The sequence below is a fragment of the Hymenobacter guriensis genome, assembly GCF_015773195.1.
Lineage (GTDB): Bacteria > Bacteroidota > Bacteroidia > Cytophagales > Hymenobacteraceae > Hymenobacter > Hymenobacter guriensis.
In genome coordinates this window covers 21,584-40,733 of record NZ_JADWYK010000017.1, presented here as the reverse complement: position 1 = coordinate 40,733, position 19,150 = coordinate 21,584, and the positions used below count along the sequence as shown (strand labels likewise).

The following is a 19,150-nucleotide window of genomic DNA, read 5'->3' as shown; positions in this document are numbered from 1 at the left end:
TGTGTCCAACCTGGGCTGCTAGGCCAGCAAGTCAGCGTACTCCGCGTGGTGCTTTTTGACGAACACCTGCATAAAGCGGCAGGAAGTGAGCACCCGCAGCTTTTCGTCGCGGGCAAAGGCCAGGGCGTGCCGGGCCAGCTGCTCGCCCACGCCCTGCCCGCGCAGGGCTTCATCGACGAAGGTGTGCGCAAAGTCAATGGTCTGGTCGTCGGGGCGGCTGTAGGCCAGCTCGGCCGTGGCGCCGTTTAGCTCGGCGGTGAATTCCTGATCCTGGGGATGATGTTGAATGGTGGCCTGAGACATAAAAAGGAAGCTGGGAGAAATGCGCCGGCAAAAATATCCGCCGGTCGGGTGCTGCCCGTATACGCAGGCAGTGGCCGCGGGGCTGCCCCGCCCGACCTAAGCACAACGGGAGGAGGCCCGGCCGCGTACCTTCTGTATAGTTCTGTACTTCCCTACGTTTCTCTCCCATGCAAGACTCCCTCGAAAACCAGCCCACCACACCTAGCTCCGACGACGCAAATGCTTCCCAGCAGGCAGCCGCCGGCAACCACACACCGCAGTACGGCGAGTTTGGCCACGCCGCGGCGGCACCCACTACCACCCCGGTGCAGCACGCGGCCGGCGCCAACCCCGGTGGCGTAGCGGCTCCTTCCACGGCGGCACCCGAGCAGCGCGGCAGCGTACCCCAGAACCAGGCCCCCGGCGAAGTACGCGCCGTTTCCGAATCTGACTACACCGAGCAGCGCGAAGGCTGGGCCAAAGACGACCCCCGCTACGGCAGCGGTACCCGCAACTGGGAAACCGCTGAGCCCGCCAACGAAAGCACCGGCCCGGCCGAAAAAACCGAGGACCGCCTCGACAACCCCAACGACGGCAGCAACGACAACCCCGACGAGTTCAGCGCCCTGCGCTCTGACAAAGGCAAGGGCATTCCCGGCAAGTAAGCCGGTCATTTCTCTCTGATCTTCTTACCCCAGCACTATGGCTACTAAACCCCAGGATAACACTTCCCAGGACCCCGCCGGCGCCCTCGACCCGAAGGCCGGCGCCCACCTCACCGACGAGCAGCGCAAGCACCGGGAGGAGCTGTACGGCTACCAGCGCGACGAAGAAGGCACGCTGGACACCTCAGCCCGGCTGGAAAACGAAACCACCGGCATCCCAACGGGCAGTTCCACCACCGGTCCCGACCCCGACACCGGCAGCCAGACCGACGAACTGCTGCAGCCGGACTTCAACAACCCTATCGACGACAACAACCGCTAGTCTGCTGCCTGCAGCCACCTGAAACAACGCCGCCTGGTACATGCCGGGCGGCGTTGTCGTGTGCGGCCCGTCTAGGTTGCATGCTACCGGCTTACCGCTTACCTTCTGCCCGTATTGAGCTGAGGCTCGTCATCCGCCGTTTCCGTTGTGTTCTCCACCGCTCCTTTGCTTATGGCCTCTCCCCTGCTGGTTCTGACCGATTTCTCACCCGCCGCCGATAAAGCGTTGACTTACGCTGAGGCCTTGGCTGCTCACCTGGATTCTTCGCTGGTACTGCTGCACGTGCGGCGCTCTTCCTGGCTTGACCCCGAAGCGTTTACCGGCCGGATTTCGCACTTTAGCGAGGGAGAAATTGCCGCCGCCCTGGCGGAGCGCGCCGGCCGCCTGCGCGTGCCGGTGCGGGTAGAAGCCGCTGCCGACCAGGTGGTGCCCGCTACCTGCCAGGCCGTAGCGCAGCACCGGCCCCTGCTGGTAGTGGTAGGCAAGCCTGATACGGAGCAAACACCTGACGCGCTGGTGCACACCACCTCGCTGGAGCTGCTGCGTGAGTGCCAGGTGCCTTTGCTGATTGTTCCCCTGCATGGCAATGCCACCGTGCCGCCCACTCACCTGCTGCTGGCGGCCGACAATCTTCCCTTACACGTAGAGCCAACCATAGCGGCGCTGCCCCGGCAGCTGGCCCCGCAGGCCAGACTTACCCTTACCCACGTAGTGGAGCCCGAGGAAAGTGACTCCTGCGCTTCAGCCCACGTAGCGGTGCAGCAAACCGGCCTGCTCCAGGGGTTTGAGCAGATCCGGCCTTACGGGATGCGCCACCTGAGCGTGCCGGAAGGCATTGCCCAGGCCGCCGTCGAAACCCAGGCGGATCTGCTGGTGCTGCTGGCCCGCCGGCACAGCGTGCTGGGCCGCCTGTTTCATAGCAGCGTAACGGCAGCATCCATTCTGCGCGGCACTGTTCCGATGTTGGTATTGCCGGCCGGAGAGTAGGCAAACATGGCATTGACCGGCTAATGCGGGTGAGCGGCTCCGTACCAGCACGGAGGACCGAGTGCGGGGTAGCGGGCAGACAATATGCCTTCTGGCGCGGATTGACGGCGGGCCCCAGCCAGGGTTTCTTTGTAGAAAGCAATCCTGCTGATCCGGCCTCATCTTCTGCCCCATGCCTACTTACCGTTTATTGTTTGCTACGGCCCTCCTGGCCGGGCTAAGTGCCCCTGCCCTGTCCCAGCGCCTCGACATCGAAAAAACCCACGATGTATCGGGCAAGGCCCGGCGCGGCTACCTCTCCGACGTGCGCGTGAACGAGGCCGCCAACCGCATCGACCTGGAGTTCTGCACCAAGAGCACCGACAAGCAGGTGAAAACGCAGACCTACCATTTCGACACGAAGTACAACCTGCTGGGCGTGGACGAAAACACCATCCCGGTGGAGAAAGTGAAGGGCTACCGGGGCGAAAACTACAGCAAGGAAGGCGTGACGCTAGCCCTGAGTGACCCCAGCGCGGGCATGGGCGCCATTCCGATGCTGGGAATGGTGAATGCCCTGAAAAACCCGGCCGGTACGCTGCTGCTCCAGCGCAAGCGCATCGACTACAAGTGGAGCTGGCTGGGTGGCGGCTACCGCAAAAAGATAAAGCTGCTGGGCACCGAGAAGCCCAAAACTGAAAGCGGAGCCGGCTACCGCCACATTGCCCACGTGGATGACGACGTGAATGGCGGCGTGCTGGTGCTGGCGGCGGAAAATATGAAGCTCAGCAAGATGAGTCAGACCAAGCCCGGCTACCACCTGCTGTACTTCAACAGCCAGCTGGAGCTGGTGCGCGACACCTACCTGGAGCCGGACGGACTCACGGCCCAGACCTTTGTGCAAATGGACGCCATTGGCCTCGACCAGGATGAGGAAGCCGACGACAGCCAGCAGCCCGCCCGCGACGTGGCTATTATGCTCACGTACCCGAAAGGAGCCGGCAAGGAAAAAGACAAGCACCCCGCCACCGAGTACCAGTACCTGCGCACTTCCGCCGATGGGCAGGTGAAGGAGAAAATCCGGGTGGATACGCCCGTGGGAGCCTGGCTGGTAAGCGGCTTCATTCCGATGACTGATGGCAGCGTGCTGGCCTACGGCCCGGCCAACGACTCGCCCGATAAGCACTACGCCGATGCCCTGCCCGACGCCAAAGATGGCATGACGCCGGAAGAAGCCTTCAAAGCCAAAAACTTTCTGCTGGGCAAGATACAGAAAGGTGCCGTAGCCTGGATTACCAAAACCCCGCTCAAGGAATTTGAAGACAAACAGCAGGTGCCGGCCGGCCAGAAACGCACCCCCGACTACACGGGCAAGCGCTTTATGGTGAGGCAGGCCCTGGAGGCCGGCAACGGTGACATCCTCATCAGCGGCCAGAACTTTAAAGTGCACGGCGGCGGGCTGGCGGGCAACAAGATGCTCAACACCCTGGCCGGGGGCTCACCGGCTGGACCGGCCCAGCCCACCCGCTCCTACGCCGACCTGCTGCTGTTCCAGTTCAGCGGGCAAGGCCAGCTGCGCAGCCAGTATGGCCTGCGCCGCGCCGAAAACAACGATGCTGCTTCCGCCAATCCTACGTCCCAGTTTCTGACGCCCACCGCCAACGGGCAGGGCATTTACTGGCGCGTATTCGAAATTGATGGGTGGCGCACTGTGGATGAAACCCAGAAAGGGCTCTTCACTATCACTGAGAAAGAAACCATTATGTACCCCAGCGTCACGCGCATTGAGCTGGCCAAGGCTACCATTGGCCCACAGAAAACATTTGGGGTGACCAAGGAAGGCAAGTACTACGTCAACAACCATTACCAGACTCTCGATATTGGCGACGGCCGCAAGCAAATCGTATATTTTGGGGAGAATAAATCCGGCAAAACCATGTGGTTTGCCCAGATGCCCCTGGAATAACGGAATTGCTCATCAGAAGCGCCGGTGCAGCTTTTCGCCGCCACCGGCGTTTCTTACGTACTGTGCCCTAGACTTTCGGCCTTTGCTATTTCTGAGTGCTTATGTATCCCGCTTCTGCTTTCGTCGCTGCCCCGAGTATTCCCGTCCTGCTGGTCGATGACCACCAGCTGGTGCTGGAAGGTGTGCGGGTGCTGCTGCAGGATGAAACCGACCTGCCCGTAGTGGCCACTGCCAACTCCGGGGCCGAGGCCCTGCGCCGCCTGCGCGACCACCCGGAAGTGCAGGTAGCCGTGGTAGACCTGAACATGCCCCAGATGTCGGGCGTGCAGCTTACCCACGCTATCCGCGAGGCACACCCCCAGGTGCACGTGCTGGCCCTGAGTATGTTTCACGACCATGCCTCGGTGCAGGAAGTATTGGCCGCCGGGGGCTCGGGCTATCTGCTCAAGAACACCAACGCCGCCGAGCTGAGCACCGCCATCCGGCGCGTGGCGGCCGGCCGCACCTTCTTTAACGCCGAAGTGGGCGCCACTCTCCTCGACCACCTCGATGTGCCCGTGACCCGCGAGCAGGCCGACCGGCCCGTGCCGCTTACCACCCGCGAGCAGGAAATCCTCCAGCTCATTGCCGGCGAATACTCCAACGCCGACATTGCCGACAAGCTGTTTATCAGCGAGCGGACAGTGGAAACCCACCGCAAGAACATCTTCACCAAAACCAAGTCCAAGTCCATCGTGGGTCTGATTCAGTACGCGCTGCGCTACAAGCTAATTTCAGTGTAGCCAGATGGTCTGTGCTTTACTTGCCCACCAGGCAAAAGCGGAGCCGGCGCTTCTCGTAAGCTGACGTTGGAATAATCAGACGTCAGCTTACGAGAAGCGCCGGCTCCGCCTTTGTTTGTACGAGGCTCAACCTAACGCCATCAGGCAGACTGGCTGAGACGCATGGGGGCAAGCTGCCCAACTTGGGTAGGCAGGGGCACTTCCAGTGTGGCGGTGGTGCCGTGCCCGGGTGTGGCGTCGATGTGGGCTTGCCCGCCCAGGTAGGTCAGGCGCGTCTGTATATTGCGCAGCCCGATGCCGTCGCTTTTGCCCGGAGCCAGCGGGTCGAAGCCGACACCATCATCCTCCACAACAACGGTCAGATCGGTTGGGTTGCGCACCAGCTGCAGGGTAACATGCTGGGCCTGGGCGTGTTTGATAACGTTCTGCATCAGTTCCTGAATTACGCGAAACAGCACGCTTTCCATCGTGGGCGGCAGCCGCTCCTCGTCCAGCCCAAATACCTCTACCTGAATAGTGGGGCCATTGTGGTAGGTAGTCATTTTGGCGGTCAGGTCGCGCACGGCCGCTGCTAGCCCCTGCTTCATGAGGGCGTTGGGCATGAGGTTATGCGAGATGCCGCGCACTTCCCGGAAGGACTCGTCTACTACATCAATGGCGTTGTGCAAAAGGGTGGCCTGGTCCTCAGCAGAGCGGGAGCCCCGCTGGTCGAGGGCGTGTAGGTTGAGTTTGGCTGCTGTGAGCAGCTGCCCAATGCCGTCGTGCAGATCGGAGCCGATGCGGCGCCGCTCGTTTTCCTCCGCCTCCAATACGGCCGCCACGCGCTGGCGCTCCTGCTGCTGGCGCTCCTGCTCGTGGGCCACCTGCTCGCGCAGCCGCTGCCGCGTATACAGCAGCCAGCCCACCAGCCCCAGCAACCCCATCACCACCAGGCCGGCCAGCAGCTGCACATTGCGGCGGCGCAACAGCTGCTGCTGGGTGCGTAGCTGAGCGGCCTGCAGCTGGTTCTGGGCTTCTTTGCGCTCCGTATCGTAGCGCACCTGCATTTCGGTTATCTGGCGGGCGCTGGCTTCATTCAGCAAAGAATCCTTTACCTGCATCACCTGCTGCTGAAACTGGTAGGCCTCGGCGTAGCGGCTCAGCTGGGCGTAGGCCGTGGCCAGCCCCTGCAGCGCCGTGCGAACTGCCTCCGCCGCCTGGATGCGCCGACTCAGGCGGCGGGCTTCCTCGAAATAGGGCACGGCCGCCGCCGGCTGGCGCTGGCGCAGGGCCAGCTCACCCAAAGAGTTGAGGTTGGTGGCTACGGCCGCCTGGTCGTCGAGCTGGCGGGCCAGGGTGAGGGCGCTCAGAAAGTAGGAGCGCGCCAATTCCGGCTGCTGGCGAGTGCCGGCCAGTGTGCCCAGACCGGCCAGGGCCTGAGCCTCATTCTGGCGGTCGGCGGCCTGCTGGCTGATGCGCAAAGCGTGCTGGTAGTGAGCCTGAGCCGAATCCGGCTGGTTGAGCTTAGCAAAGTCCTGCCCCACGATGTTGTGGGCCTGGGCATCGTTGTGGGCGTCGCGGGTGCGGCCGGGCAGGTGCAGGTACTGCAGGTGGTAGCGCAGGGCTTCGCGGTAGCGGCCCATCTGCTGGTACACCATGCCAATGTTGGCCCAGTCGGTGGCAATGCGCTCGGGCGTGCCGTACTTTTCCTCCAGCTTCAGCGCCCGGATGTACTGGCGCACGGCTTCCTGGTAGCGGCCCTGCATGGCCAGCACTTCGCCCACGTTGTTGATGGCCCCCGCCACGCCCTGCCAATCCTGTAGCGCGGCGCGCTGGCGGCGGCAGGCCTCAAAATCAGCAATGGACTCGGGGTAGCGGCCGGTGGTGGCGTAGATGATGCCGCGCAGAATGTAGGTTTTGGCCAGGCCCCGACGGTGGTTGAGCTGCCCGCCCAGGCGCAGGGCTTCGGAAGCCAGCGCAAGGGCGCGGCGCGGATTGCTGTCCCGGTTTTCCCAGATCAGCTCATTGAGCGTATTCACCCGGTTGGTGTCGGGCGCGGCCAGCTGGGGCAGGCGCGCCTCCAGGGAATCGAGGCGGGCGTTGCGGCCAGCAGGCTGCGCGGCCGCCGAGGCGGTACTCAGCAAACTCAACACCCAGCAGCCCATAAGAATGTAGCCGTTTCTCATAGGGCAGGAACGAACTCAGAAGAAATAGACTGTGAGGCAGCGCGCGCGGCCAGGGGCACCTCCAGCGTGACAGTGGTGCCGTGCCCGGGAGTGGCATCGATATGCGCCCGCCCACTCAGAAAGCTTAGTCGGCTGCAAACGTTGCGCAGACCCAGGCCCTCGTTTGCAGGCAGAGCAGCCGCATCGAAGCCGCGGCCATTGTCTTCCACCAGTACCGTGAGCTCCCGCTCGTTTTGCACCAGCTGTACCGTCAGCTGGTTGGCGCAAGCATGCTTAATAACGTTGTGGACCAGCTCCTGAATTACCCGAAACACGACGCTTTCGGTGGTAGCATCGAGGCGGCTAGTGAGGCCGAATGTGTTTATTTCCACCCGCAGTCCGGCATTTTCGGGCAGCTTGTTTAAAAACTCACGCACCGCAGCCCCCAGCCCCTGCCGCATTAGCGCGTTGGGCATGAGGTTATGGGAAATAGTCCGAATTTCCCGGCACGACTCATCTACTACCGCCACGGCATTGTGCAGTAGCTCGCGTTGTCCGTTCAGGCTAGGCCCTACTCGTTGATCGAGGGCTTCTAGGTTGAGCTTGGCCGTAGCCAGCAACTGGCCGATGCCGTCGTGCAGATCGGAGCCAATGCGGCGCCGTTCGTTTTCCTCCGCCTCCAATACGGCCGCCACGCGCTGGCGCTCCTGCTGCTGGCGCTCCTGCTCGTGGGCCACCTGCTCGCGCAGCCGCTGCCGCGTGTAGAGCAGCCAGCCTACCAGCGCCAACAGGCCCATCACGACCAAACCTGCTACCAGCTGCACGTTGCGCTGCTGCAACTGCTGCTGCTGGGTGCGTAGCTGAGCGGCCTGTAGCTGGTTGCGCGCTTGCTGCTGCTCGGTTTCGTACTTGGTGCGCATTTCGATTACCTGCTGGGCGGATTCGGCTTCGTAGAGCGAATCGTTGAGCGCCTGAAACTGCTTGCGCCAGTGCAGAGCTTCGGCAGGCCGGTTGGTGTTTTCGTAGAGCGTAGAAAGCCCATCATATACCACTCGTAGCAGCGGCCCGACCTGCGCCTGCCGACCTAGCTGCAGGGCGTGACGGTACGCATTTTCGGCCTCGGCGGTACGTTTAAGCTGGGCCAGCGCATCCCCCAGGTTCAGCCACGATTCAGCCTGACCCTGCACGTTGCCCTCCGCCTGGTCGATAGCCAGCGTTTGTTGATAGTAGCGGTGTGCCGCCGCCGACTGGTTTGTTTGCAGGGCAATAGCGCCGAGGTTATAGAGGGCCAGTACCAATACCCCAGAGTCGCCGAGGGCCCGCCCCCTGTGCAAAGCCTGCTGGAAGCTCTGCCGGGCTGCTGGAAACTGCTTTTGCTCCAGATAGGCCGTACCGGTATTATTGAGCGCAACAACTACGCCGCGGGCCGCCATTGCATTGCCTGCCTGAGAGGCACGCTGATAAAATAACCGCGCCTGCTGCGCGGCTTCCAGCGCGGCCGGGTACTGCTTCAGGTTTTTATAGGCCGTGCCCAAGTACAGGTGGGCATGAGCCAGCCGCAGCGTGTCGTGGTGTTGGGTTGCCAACTGCAGGGCATCCAGCAGGTAGCGCACGGCTTCTTTACTGTTTCCCTGGCTGTTGAGCAGGCGCCCGAGCAGGAATTGTGCTTCCATGGTTTGTGGGGACCGGCGCTGCTGCCGGGCCAGCTGCAGTGCTGCCTGGGCCCGCTGCATAGCCCGGGCGGGGTCGGTGCCGCGCAGAGCACTGGCATCCGCCATGAGCAGGCGCAAGCGGGCCGAGTCGGGAGCAGCAGCAAGGCGCCGATCGAGGCTATCGGGTGGAGTGGCTGCCTGCGCCTGGGAAGCCACAGGGCCTGACGCCAGCAGCCCGGCAGCTACCAACGCAACTCTCCAGATACTCAGAAGAGTAGAATCCAACATGCATAAAATCAACCAGCGTGAACCCAACATTATCTGAAGCCAAAAATCAATTTTACCCAAGAATGCCAATATATTCTTTCTATCAAATATTATTTTTCCTGAGAAGCTACAAGCTAGCTCGGCCCTGAATTCTGGTCGAGTAGTCGGTCCGGCTGCTTACACAAAAAAGCACCCCGGCAGGAAGCCCACCGGGGTGCTTGCGTACATGAAAAAAACGGGTAACTATTCTCTCACCAGGCGCTTGACAACGGTGCCTTCGGCCGCCTGCAGATGCACGGTGTACACGCCGGTGGGCAGGGTCCGCAGGTCTAGCTGCTGGCGCACGACGCCCTGGTGAGGCCGCAGCGTGAGCTGCTGCACGCGCTGGCCTATGCTGTTGTAGATACTACCCGTTACTGGGCCCTGCTCTTTCAGCCCGTGCACTTCCAGCGTGGCAAAGCCGGTTGTAGTGGGGTTGGGATACAGGGCGGTGCCGGCCTGCAGCGCCGCCGGAGCGGTAGCCGTTACCGAGCCCGCACCCAGCCAGAGGTAGAAGCGCTGGCGCACGGAATCGGGGTGCAGGGTGAAGGCGTACACCGAGTCGAGCGAGAGGTCCTGCTTGCGGTTGAGCAGGCGGTCTTCGAGCAGCACGCGGGTGCCGGCGGGCAGGTTCAGCTGGCTGGTAAGCACGAGGGTGTGCCGGCCGGCCTCACTCACGCGCACGCCCAGCGGAATGGCCTGGCCCGGCAGCGCGGGTAGCCCGTTGATGGACAGGGCATCGGCTCCGGCCTGGCTCCAGATGGTAGGCCGGCCCGCCCCGTTCTGCGTCACCTTGTAGGCATCGAAGTTGGCTTGGTAACCTTCCCCGGCGCCTTCCTGCAGGTAGAATACGGCTTCATCGGCCAGACCCTGGGCACTGCGGGCTTCAAGGCGAACAACGGGGCGCTTCTCCTGCGTGCCGCGCTGGTAGGCGGGGCTGGTGTAGGAGGTGTGGCGCACGGCGTTGGTCAGGTTCATCCTGCCCGAGGCCGAAGAGGCCCGCACCAGGAAGCCCTGCATGGCCGCCACGTCCTTGTTACCGCCGTTCTGGCCCACGCCGTTTACGTAGCCGCAGTAGGCGCCCGTGTACTTGCCCGAGGGCACGAACACGTAGAGGGCATCGTCCACGCCGGAGAGCATTCCACCGGTCTTCCGCACCACGTCCCAGTCCATAGGGGCGGGGTACGGGTTGCCGGCCAGGTTCCAGCCAGCGCCCAGCTGAGCGCCGCGCGTCATGGAGTAGCTCACGTTGCCGTTGCTGAGCACGCCCGAAATATCCACCACCGTGGAAGGCAGCGTCTGGGCAGAGTAACCGCGGCCGGGCACCAGGTTCTCGTTGGCCGAGGGCACCATCCAGCCTTGCGTGAAGGTATTCTTCTCGGCCGTGAGGCGGGTTTCCTCGTAGCGGAACAAGGTTGGGAAGGGCGTTACGGTGTTGCCGCGGGTGTTATAGGCCGGGTTCAGCTCAAACACGGGCAGGTCGTCGGCAAACTCCTGCACGGTGGCCGTGCCAAGCTGCATGGGCGAGCTGTAGTGGCGGTAGCCGGGAGCACCCAGACCAGTAATGAACCGCTCCATCGTAGCCCGGCCCGTTACCGTTCCGCCACCGGCGGGGTTCACCACCATGGCGGTGCCCGAGGCGTTGGAGTGCAGGGTCAGGTGGCCGTCGGAAGCCAGGTTGCCGGTTGTGAGCGTGAGCATATGCGTTACGCCCAGGTTCGAGGTGCAGCCCACGCCGCTGCCGTTCTGCACGTGCAGGTCGTAGAAGCGGATAGGCGTGGTGGTGGTGCCGCCCAAAGTTTGAGCACTCGTGCCCACGCAGTACCAGGGGTAGGTACCCACGTTCACTAGGCCGCCGTTCGTGAGGTTACCGTAAAGATACACCGGTCCGTTGCAGGTCAGGCCCACCGTGTTTTGCACGTTCAGGCCGTGGAAGCGCAGCGTGGCCGAGCCACCCATGGTCTGGGCCGTGGTGCCGGTGAAGTACACTGTGTAGGTAGCCGGGTTGAAGGGCCCGTTGCAGAGCCAGTTGCCAGCCACGTAGATGTCGCCGCCGAGCAGGCAGCCGACCAGGTTGGCCCAGGTTACGTGGTGGAAGGTGGTTTTGGCCGAGGCACCCGTGGTGGTAATGGTTTGCTGGGTGGTGCCGTTGAAGGTCACCCCGAAGCCATTACCGGAGAAGATGCCCGAGTTCAGCCAGTAGCCCCCCACCGTGATGTCGCGCAGCAGCTGCACGTTCACGGCGTTGGTAATCTGCACGTGGTGGAAGGCCGACAGCACCGTGCCGCCGATGGTTTGCAGGGCCGTACCGCTGAACAGCACCAGGTAGCCGTTGGCCACGAAGCCGCCGTTGTTGACCCAGTTGCCCGTCACCCCGATGTTATCCAGCAAAGTCACGCCGGCCACGTTGGCAAACGTCACGTCGTGGAAGCGCGTCTGGCCGGAGGTGCAGGTAATGGTCTGCGCCAGCGTGCCCAGGAAGCGCGTGCGGTGGCCGCAGCCGCAGAACTTGCCGTTGTTCACGAAGTTCCCGGTCAGGTCGATGTCGAAGTCCAGGTTCACCCCTACCGTGTTGTTGAGGGTGAGGTGGTGGAACACGCTGATGGCCGTGCCGCCGATGCTTTGCAGGGCGGTGCCGTTGAAGAACACCGTGAAGGCATTGGCCGCGAAGGTGGCGCCGTTGTTGAGCCAGTTGCCCAGCAAGGTAATGGCGCGGTCGAGGCGCACATTGGCACCCGAGGCCAGCGTGAGGTGGTGGAACACCGTGTTCACCGTGCCGCCGATGGTCTGGAGCACCGAGCCCTTGAACGTCACCAGCTTGCCGCCGTGCGCGAAGCCGCCGTTGTTGAGCCAGTTGCCGGTCAGGAAGATGTTGTCCTGCAGCGTTACGCCCAGCGCGTTGCTGAACACCACGTGGTGGAAGGTGAGTGTACCCGAGGGGCAGTAGATGGCCTGGGCCGCCGTGCCGTCGAAGTACACCGTGCGGGCACCCGCCGCGAATACGGCCAGGTTGCGCAAATCACCCCGTACCCGGATGTCCTGGAGCAAACTCACCCCTACTGCGTTGTTGAAGGTGAGGTGGCCGAACACCGTTACCGCCGTGCCGCCGATGCTCTGCGCGGCCGAGCCGTTGAACGTCACCAGGTAGCCCGCGCAGCTGAACACGCCGTCATTCACCAGGTTGCCCTTGATGAAGATAGGCCCGGTCAAACTCACGCCCACGTTGTTGAGAATAGTGAGGCCGTGGAAGGTGCTGGTGGCCGTGCCGCCGATGAGCTGGGCTACCGTGCCCTCAAAGATGACGCGGTAGGTAGCCGGTGAGAACACGCCGTTGTTTACCCAGTTGCCCCCCACAATGCGGATGTCGTTGCCCAGCGTGACGCCCGCCGTGGTGTTGTCGATGATAACTCCATAGAAGGGTACCACTACCGAGCCACCGATGAGCTGATTCACCGTGCCGCCAAAGGTTACCACGTAGCCATTGGCCCCGAAGGTGCCGTTGGTGGTCCAGTTGCCGAGCACGGTCACCGCCCGGTCGAGGCGCACGTTGGCGCCCGTGCCGATGCTGATGTGATGGAAGCGCGTGAGGGCCGTGCCGCCGATGGTTTGCAGGGTGGTGCCCGTGAAGAATACCCCGTAGGTGCCCGCCGCAAAGCCGCCGTTATGCACCCAGTTCCCATTCAGGTAGATGTTCGAGAGCAGGGTAACCGACGTGGGGTTGTCGAAGTACAGGTGGTAGAAGCGCGTGGCCGAGCCGGTGAGAATCGTCTGGGCCGTGGTGCCCTGGAAGTACACCGCGTACAGGCCGGCCAGGAACTTGCCCGTGCCCAGCCAGTTGCCCAGCACCGCAATTTGCTGGTTCAGCGTTACGCTCACCAGGTTGCCGATGCTGATATGATGGAAGGTGGTATTCACCGCGCCTCCGATGGTCTGGGCCGTGGTGCCGTTGAAGTACACCGTGTAACCGCCGTGCCCGAAGCCGCGCGTGTTCACCCAGTTGCCCAGCACGTAGATGTTCTGCTGGAGCGTCACCGAAATGGCGTTGTTCCAGGTGACGTGCCAGAAGTTGTAGGTGCCGGCTCCGCTGAGAATCTGCGCGGCCGAGCCGCCGAACACGAAGGTGTAGCCCGTGTACACCCCGCCCACTAGGTTGTAGCCGTAGAAGGTGCCCGCATTCACAAAGCCGCCCAGCAAGGTCACGTTCTGCAGCAGCCGCACCGAGGCCCCGCTCACGATGTTCCAGCCGTAGAAGCTCAGCCCGGTGTAGCCGCCTACCGTCTGCACCACGCCGCCCGTACCGTTGAAGTACACGGTGTAGGCGCCCGGCGCGAAAGTGCCGGAGTACAGGTAGAAGTTGCCCGCCACGTAGATGTGCGAGGCCAGGCTGATGCCGGCCGCGTTATCGGCGTAGAAGTGCCAGAAGTAGGTCGTGCTGTTCACATCAATCACCTGGGCCACCGTGCCGCCGAAGCGCACCCAGTAGCCGCTGGTCACCCCACCGGCCGTGTAGTAGCCGTAGAACACGCCCGTGTTCACGAAGCCGCCGAGTACGTAGATGTTCTGGTGCAAAGTCACCGACACGGGGTTCTGGAAGGTCACGTCGTAGAAGTTCGTCACCTGCGTACCGCCGATAATCTGAGCCAGCGTACCGCCGAAGATGACGGAGTACGAGTTGGCCAAGAACTGTCCGTTGTTGATCCAATCGCCCAGCACCAGGATGCTCGACACCAGCTTCACGCCCACCGTGTTGTTGATGATGACGTCGTAGAAGGTGGTTTCGGTGGTACCGCCAATGGTTTGCAGCACCGTGCCGTTGAAGACCACCGTCTGCGTATTCACCGTGAAGACGCCATTGTTCACGAACGGTCCGCCCAGGCCAATGCCCGCGTTCAGCGTCACACCCACGTTGTTCAGGATGGTTAGGCCATAGAAGTTGGTAAGGCTCGTGCCGCCGATAACCTGCACCACCGAGCCGCCAAAGGTCGTCCCATAGGTACCAGCCACAAACACGCCATTGTTAGTCCAGTTGCCCAGCACGTAGATGTTCTGATTCAACGTCAGGCCTACCGTATTCGAGACGACTACATGGTAGAAGTTCGTCACCACCGAGCCGCCGATGATCTGGCCCACAGTGCCGTTGAAGTTCACGAAGTAGGTGCCGCCCACGAAGCCGCCGTTGTTTACCCAGTTGCCGGCCACGTAAATGCCCGTGCCCAAGCTCAGGCTAACCCCGCTGTTGATGGTCACGCCCCCGAAGTACACCGCCGAGGAGCCGCCCACGGTTTGCGTACCCGAGCCCGCGAAGACGTAGGAGCCGCCGCTGGTCCAGGTGCCATTGTTCACCACGTTGCCGTAAATCGTGAACGACGACGATACCCGGAACGAAGCCCCTGACACCACAGTAATGTTGCGCACCACCGCGCCTGAGCCCACAATCACCGGATAGTAGGTACCGATACCGATGGTCACGATGCTGGTGCTGGTGGGTATCTGCCCGCAGCTCCAGTTGCGCGTGTCAAACCAGTCGGTGTTGTAGCCGCCCGTCCAGGTATAACTCACGGCCTGCACCGTCAGGTTGCTGCCGTTGTCGTTGGTGCTGGTTACGCTTGGGTTGGTAGCTTCTACCCGGATGCGGTAGCTGGAGCCAGCCGCCGCGCTACCCGGAATGGTCGCCGCAATGGTGCCGCTGGTAACCGCGCCGCTCTGGCTGAGCGTGCCAATCACCTGCGTGCCCGCGGCAAATGAGCCGCTGCTGTTCGAAAGAACGGCCCGGAACTGGTTGCCGCTGGCGAAGGTGCCGCTGCTGGTAAACGATACGCTCAAACCCGAACCCGGGCAGAACCCACCCGACACCGAACCCGTCGTGACGGAAGCCACGGGGTTGCTGACCGATACGGCCACCTGGCGTTCCACTGAGCAGTTGTTCTGGCCTACCGTCAGCGTGTAAGTGCCCACGTTGGCCGAGCCGGCGAAGTTGATGGTTGGGTTGGCGTCCGTGGAGTTGAAGCCGTTCGGCCCCGTCCACTGCACCGAAGCGCCGTTGGGTACGCCCCCCGAGGTTAGCTGGATGGTGCCGCCCGCCGTTACCGGCGAGTTCGAGGAAGCCGTTACGCTCGTCAGGTTGGTGATGCTCCACAGGCCGCTTTCGGTTGAAGTAAGCGCGGGGTTGGTGCTTACGAGCCGCACGCGGTACCCCGTGCCAGCAGTAGTAGCGGCCGGAACCGTTACGCTCACCGAGCTGCTGCCCGCGCCGGTGAAGCTCACCGAGCCAATGGTGGTAGGCGAAGTGAAAGCACCGCTGCTGTTGGACAGCTGAGCCGTTACGGAGCCGCCCGAAGCCAGGCCGCTGCCGCCTACCGTAAAGCTCAGGTTCACGGAGTTGCCGGCGCAGATCTGCCGGGCCGTGCTGCTGTTGAGGGTAAGCGTGGGCGCGCCGGGCTGCACGGTCACGGTTGTGTTGGTTTTCGCGGCGCAGGTACCCAGCGTCACCGTCAGGGTGTAGGTACCAGCGTTGGCCTGCCCGGCGAAGTTGATGGTTGGGTTCTGCTGCGTGGAGCTGAAGCCATTCGGGCCACTCCAGGCATAGGTGGCCCCGGCTACCGTTTGCGCTGTGAGCTGAATAATGCCGTTGTCGGCTACCGGCGAGTTGCTCGAAGCCACGGCCGCAGGGGCCGGGTTAATGGTTAGGTTCGTGCCGTTGTCGTTGATGCTGGTTACGGCCGGGTTAGAGCCCATGAGGCGCAGGCGGTAGCCCGTGCCGGCCGGCGTATTGGCCGGCAGCGAAATGGCGAATGACCCATTGCCCTGACCCACAAAAGCCACGCTGCCCAGGTTGGTAGGCGCAGCAAATGAGCCGCTGGCATTCGAGAGCTGGGCCGTGATGGTGTTGCCCGCCGCGAAGGAGTTGCCCGTTACCGAGAAGCTCAGGTTGATGCCGTTGTTCCCGCAGAACGCGCCGCTCGGCTGGCTTGTCATCGTCAGGATGGGGTCCGTGGAGGGGTTCACCGTCACCTGCGTAGCCACGCCCACGCTCTGGCAGCCGCCCACCGTCACGTACAGCGTGTACGTGCCCTGGTTGGCGCCCTGCGAGGCGCCCGTAATGGTCGGGTTCTGCTGGGTGGAGTAGAAGTTCGGCCCTGTCCAGATGTATGAAGCCCCAGGAACCGACTGAGCCGTGAGCTGAATGGTGCCCCCATACGCCACTGGCGAGTTCGAGGAAGGTACCGCTGTGGGCTGGGTCGTCAGGCTGATGTTGGAGCCGTTGTCGTTCTGGCTGGTTACGCCCGGGCTGGAGCTAACCAGCCGGATACGGTAGCCGGTGCCCGTAGCCGCGCCGGCCGGAATGGTGACGGAAATCGAGCCATTCCCCTGCCCTTCGAAATTAGCCGTGCCAATGCTGGTAGGCGTGGTAAACGAGCCGCTGGCGTTGGACAGCTGGGCCGTGATGACGTTGCCAGGCTGGAAGTTATTGCCCTGCACCGTGAAGCCGAAGCTGAACTGCTGACCTGCGCACCCCGAGTAGCCAAACTGGGCCATGCTCAGAATAGGCTGAGCCGAGGGCTGCACCGTCACGCGCACCGAGGCCGAGTCCTGGCAGCCCCCACTGTTCTGCACGTGCACGAAGTAGAGGCCGCTCTGCGAAGGCTGGGCGTTAGCAATGTTCAGCGTCTGGCCGCTGCCCACGTAGCCCGTGCCCCCGCCGTTAGCGTAGCGCACGTACCACTGGTAGCTGCTCTGGCCCGTGGGGCCGGCCGTGAGCTGGATGGTGCCGTTGTAGGCCACTGTGGTCTGGGCCGCGCCGGCCGTAGCCAGAGGGAGGGCCCGCACCGTCAGGTTCTGGCTGTTGCTGGTGCCGGTAATTTCCGGGTTCGAAGCCACCACGCGCACGCGGTAGCCCGTGCCGGCCGGCGTGCGGAAGGCAATGGAGTCGGTGAGCACCCCGCCGTTGGCGTTCTGGCTGCTCAGGTAGCCGTACAGACGGCTGCCGTCGGTGAAGTTGCCGCTGGCATCGGAGAGCTGGAAGTGGAACTGGTTGCCGGCCGTGTACGAGGCCATGTTGGTCGTGAACGGCACCGAGATGTACGTGGTGCTGCAGAACGAGCTGGGCGACACCGTACCCGTGACAATGGTGGGCGGGTAGGTATAGGAGGCCGCCGAGCAGGCCGTACCGTTGGGCGTGGTCACGCAGATCTGGCCGGTAGAGCCGCCCGCGGGGGCCACCGCCGTGATGCTGGTAGCCGAATTCACCGTGAAGCTCTGCGCATCTACCCCGTTGAATTTAAGGGCGGTGGCGCCGGTTAGGTTGGTGCCCGTAATTTCTACGCTGGTGCCGCCCGCCCCGCCCGGGGGCGTGAAGGAGACGATAGTGGGCCCGGCGCAGTTGAAGTAGTATCCGCCCACACCCGAAATTACGGCGTACTGGCCATTGGCATTCTGTACCACTAAACGCAGCACCCGTGCACTGACGGGCGTAGCCAGGGTACGGGTCACGAGCGTAGTGGTATTCACCACGAAGCTGGCCGTATAGGTATCCACAGTCGTGTACGTACCGCCCAAGCTTGGAGCCGTCTGCACCAGCAGGGTAAAATTGCTGGAGTTGCTGGGTGTGAGCTTGTATCGCACTTCGCTCACCGTCTGGGCGCTGCCCAGGTCGGCCTGGAGCAGGCTGCCGTTGTAGCCGTAGAACGTGTTGCTGGTGTTGGGCGAGGCCGGGTCGGTGTTGAACGCAGTTTCGGCCAGGCCGTTGGTGCTGCCGCCGTAGTTGTAGTTGCCGGCCGGCTGCCCCGCCGCAAAATTGGGCGAGGAAGCGCAGCCGTTTTTCAGAAAGCTGCGGTTGGTCACCAGGCTCCACTTCCCGTTGGCGTCGCGGGAACGAATAAACAGGCGGTGGGTACCATCGGCCAGGGCGCTGGCGTCGGCCGCAAAGGCAAGGTTGCTGAGGTTGGCACTGGCCGTAATGGGCACGTTGGTGCCGCTGCCAAAGCCCGGGTCGGTATCAAAGTAATACTCCACCCGGTTGATGTTAGGCGCCACCGCCAGCACGGGCTCATAATAGAACGTCCGGGCCGTGGTCAGGCTCCACTTGCTGTTGGCATCTTTGGCCCGCACGCTCAGGGTATGAAAGCCCGCCGACAAGCTGCCCAGCGCTACGTTCAGGGAGATGTTGCTGACGTTGGTGCCGGCCGTAATGGGCACGTTGGTGCCGCTGCCGAAGCCGGGGTCCGCATCCAGGAAGTATTCTACCTTAGTGATGTTGGGCGCCGTAGCCGCCTGCGTTTCATAGTAGAAGGTGCGGCTCGTTACCAGGCTCCACTTGCCGCTGGCATCCCGGGTGCGGATGTTCAGGGAGTGAAAGCCGGGGCTGAGGCTGCTCAGGTTCACCGAAAACGTGATGCCGCTGACGTTGCTGGCCGCCGTGAAGGGCACGCTGGTCGCGCTGCCAAAGCCCGGGTCGGTGTCAACGAAGTACTCAACCCGGGTAATGTTGGCTAGGGTAGCACTGGCCGTCGGCTCGTAGTAAAAGGTACGCTGCTGCGTCAGGCTCCATTTGCCATTGGCATCCTTCGAGCGAATACCCAACGAGTGAAAGCCAGCCGACAGACTGCTCAAATTCACCGCAAACGTGACGCCACTCGCGGTAGCACCGGCCGTGAAGGGCACGTTGGTCGCACTTCCGAAGCCGGGGTCAGTGTCGACGAAATACTCAATGCGGCTGAGGTTGGCAGCCGTGGCCGCCAGTGGCTCGTAGTAAAACGAGCGGCTGGTTACCAGGCTCCAGTGGGCGTTGGCATCTTTGGTGCGCACGGCCAGGGAGTGGAAGCCGGCGGAAAGGCTGCTCAGGTTGAGGCTGAACGCCAGGTTGCTTAGGTTAGGAGCGGGCGCGGCAATAGGTACCGCCGTGGCCGTCCCGTTGCCGGGGCCGCCATCCAGGTAGTACTCAGCCTGCGTGATGTTCTGGGCCAGAAGACGCACCGGGAGAAAGCTGCTCAGCAGCAACCCCAGCGTCATCATCCACCGGCCCCATCCGGCCCGCCCCCACCGGTTGGTGGGTTGTGCGGTTTGCAT

The 19,150-nt window shown here is 63.0% G+C and carries 9 protein-coding genes; 5 read left to right on the top strand and 4 right to left on the bottom strand.

Annotated elements, in window-relative coordinates:
- Positions 1-18: 18 nt before the first annotated feature.
- A complete protein-coding gene (locus I5L79_RS20210) occupies positions 19-303 on the bottom strand; it encodes a GNAT family N-acetyltransferase (RefSeq protein WP_196956896.1) in 285 nt (94 codons plus the stop codon).
- Positions 304-470: 167 nt separating this feature from the next.
- On the opposite strand from I5L79_RS20210, the gene I5L79_RS20205 reads away from it, so the two are divergent.
- The 5 genes from I5L79_RS20205 (at position 471) to I5L79_RS20185 (ending at position 4,983) form a co-directional block, all read left to right on the top strand.
- On the top strand, positions 471-947 hold the full coding sequence (locus tag I5L79_RS20205) for a hypothetical protein (protein ID WP_196956895.1): 477 nt from the start codon (positions 471-473) through the stop codon (positions 945-947).
- Positions 948-984: 37 nt separating this feature from the next.
- Entirely contained in the window at positions 985-1,269 is a 285-nt protein-coding gene (locus I5L79_RS20200) for a hypothetical protein (protein ID WP_196956894.1), read from the top strand.
- A 171-nt stretch (positions 1,270-1,440) separates the two neighbouring features.
- The gene (locus I5L79_RS20195; RefSeq protein WP_196956893.1) at positions 1,441-2,256 is read left to right on the top strand and encodes a universal stress protein; all 816 of its coding nucleotides are present in this window, start codon (positions 1,441-1,443) and stop codon (positions 2,254-2,256) included.
- Between the two features lie 172 nt (positions 2,257-2,428).
- Positions 2,429-4,201, top strand: a complete 1,773-nt coding sequence (locus I5L79_RS20190; protein ID WP_196956892.1) for a hypothetical protein — start codon at positions 2,429-2,431, stop codon at positions 4,199-4,201.
- Positions 4,202-4,302: 101 nt separating this feature from the next.
- Positions 4,303-4,983 (top strand): response regulator transcription factor, encoded by a 681-nt coding sequence (locus tag I5L79_RS20185; protein ID WP_196956891.1) that lies wholly within the window; start codon positions 4,303-4,305, stop codon positions 4,981-4,983.
- 140 nt (positions 4,984-5,123) lie between these two features.
- Here I5L79_RS20185 and I5L79_RS20180 read toward each other — a convergent pair whose 3' ends face one another.
- The 3 genes from I5L79_RS20180 to I5L79_RS20170 all read right to left on the bottom strand — a co-directional run bounded on the left by I5L79_RS20180 (position 5,124) and on the right by I5L79_RS20170 (position 19,150).
- Positions 5,124-7,148, bottom strand: coding sequence for a tetratricopeptide repeat-containing sensor histidine kinase (locus I5L79_RS20180; protein WP_196956890.1), 2,025 nt, complete (start codon positions 7,146-7,148; stop codon positions 5,124-5,126).
- On the bottom strand, positions 7,145-9,067 hold the full coding sequence (locus tag I5L79_RS20175) for a tetratricopeptide repeat-containing sensor histidine kinase (RefSeq protein ID WP_196956889.1): 1,923 nt from the start codon (positions 9,065-9,067) through the stop codon (positions 7,145-7,147). The genes I5L79_RS20180 and I5L79_RS20175 overlap by 4 nt, the downstream gene beginning before the upstream one ends.
- A gap of 222 nt (positions 9,068-9,289) precedes the next feature.
- Positions 9,290-19,150 carry a T9SS type A sorting domain-containing protein gene (locus I5L79_RS20170; RefSeq protein WP_196956888.1) on the bottom strand — a complete coding sequence of 3,287 codons (9,861 nt, stop codon included), beginning with the start codon at positions 19,148-19,150 and terminating at the stop codon, positions 9,290-9,292.